The sequence below is a fragment of the Massilia mucilaginosa genome (assembly GCF_011682145.1).
Classification (GTDB): domain Bacteria; phylum Pseudomonadota; class Gammaproteobacteria; order Burkholderiales; family Burkholderiaceae_D; genus Telluria_A; species Telluria_A mucilaginosa.
Genome location: NZ_WHJH01000141.1, coordinates 1 through 1571 on the forward strand (window position 1 = coordinate 1; position 1571 = coordinate 1571).

Here is a 1571-nt window from a genome sequence, read left to right on the forward strand (position 1 = left end):
GGCCCAATGACGTTTTCGGTGAAACTTGACATCTGCTATGCTGTGAGGTTCTACCGTCCCGGAGTGCGGTCAAGGGCGGCGCGCGCTGCGCGCGTGCCGGCGTAGCGCACCCTTGACGGCATGCAGGGCGTATAAGCTGGTCCATGGTCGCCGACGCGGCAGGCCGTGGCGGCGACCTTGGACAACAGGCGTGCCGGCGTTTCCGGCTGGTGAGGGCAGTTTGAGTATTGGCATGGAAACCCTGTTCACCACCGCACTGGGCTTGCAAGCCCCGTGGGAGGTGAGCGAATTGAAGCTCGACACGGGAGCGAGACGGATCGACTTTGAAGTCCGCTATCAAAGCGAGGAAATGGCCTGCCCCGCCTGCAAGGCGCCGGCGCAGAAGATCCACAGCCGCATGCAGCGCAGCTGGCGGCACCTCGATTTCTTTCAATTTGAAGCTTGGGTGCACGCCGAAGTGCCGCGCGTGCGCTGCCGCTCCTGCGGAAAGACCTCGCGCATCGAGGTGCCATGGTCGCGCCCTGGCAGTCATTTCACCCTGCTGTTCGAGGCTCTGGCCATGTCCTTGTGCCAAACGATGACCGTGGCCGAGACCGCCCGGCTGCTGCGTGTGACGGCGCATCGCCTGTGGCGCAGCGTCGGCCATTACGTCGCCGTGGCGCGCGGCAAGGATGACATGAGCGAGGTGAAGCTCATCGGCATCGACGAGACCAGCCTTCGGCGCGGTCACCAGTACGTGACGGTCGTTCACGACTTGGATGCCAAGCGCCTCCTGTTCGCCACCGAAGGCCGCGACCACGAGACGGTGGTCGCATTCAAGGCCGATCTGATCGCCCATGGCGGGCAGCCGCAGCGGATCGAGCACGTCTGCATGGACATGGGCCAGGCCTACATCAAAGGCGTCACCGAGCAATTGCCGCAGGCCCAGATCAGCTTCGGCCGCTTCCACGTGATCGCCTTGGCCAACGATGCGATGGACAAGGTACGCAAGCTGGAAATGGCGGAGCAGCCGCGCGTCGTTCGTAGCGCCTTGGGCACCGAACGCAAGACCGTCCGTGCGTTGATGTGGGGGATGCGCCGCGACGCGCACAGCTGGACGGCGCGCCAGCGCGACACGATGTATCTCTTGCAGCGTTCCCGACTCAAGAGCGCAAGGGCGTGGCGGCTGAAAGAAGCATTGCGGGACACCTATCGGCACGCCGTGGTCGCCAACAGCGCGGAAGCGGCGCAGGCGGCGCTGGAGAGTTGGATATCGTGGGCCCGCCGAAGCCGACTCGAGCCGTTCAAGAAACTGGCGCTGACGCTGCGCGAGCGCCTGCCAGGCGTCGTGCGCGGCATGCTCGATGGCCGCAGCAACGCCTATGTCGAAGCGATGAACGGCATGCTTCAGCAAGCCAAGCGAGCAGCACGCGGCTTCCGGAGCGCCGCCAACTTCATCGCTATCGCCTATCTGCGCATGTCCAAACTCGCTCATTTACCCGTCAATCCCTTGCAGGCCGCCGCGCAGCGGTCGATTTCAATTAGGCGATACCGTGGCGGTCGTCAAGTTTCACCGAAAACGTCATAGAGCC

At 64.0% G+C, this 1571-nt stretch carries 1 protein-coding gene; it reads left to right on the forward strand.

The features are described from left to right. The first annotated feature begins 220 nt into the window (after positions 1-220). On the forward strand, positions 221-1567 hold the full coding sequence (locus tag F2P45_RS34145; RefSeq protein ID WP_229505439.1) for an ISL3 family transposase: 1347 nt from the start codon (positions 221-223) through the stop codon (positions 1565-1567). Positions 1568-1571 lie beyond the last annotated feature (4 nt).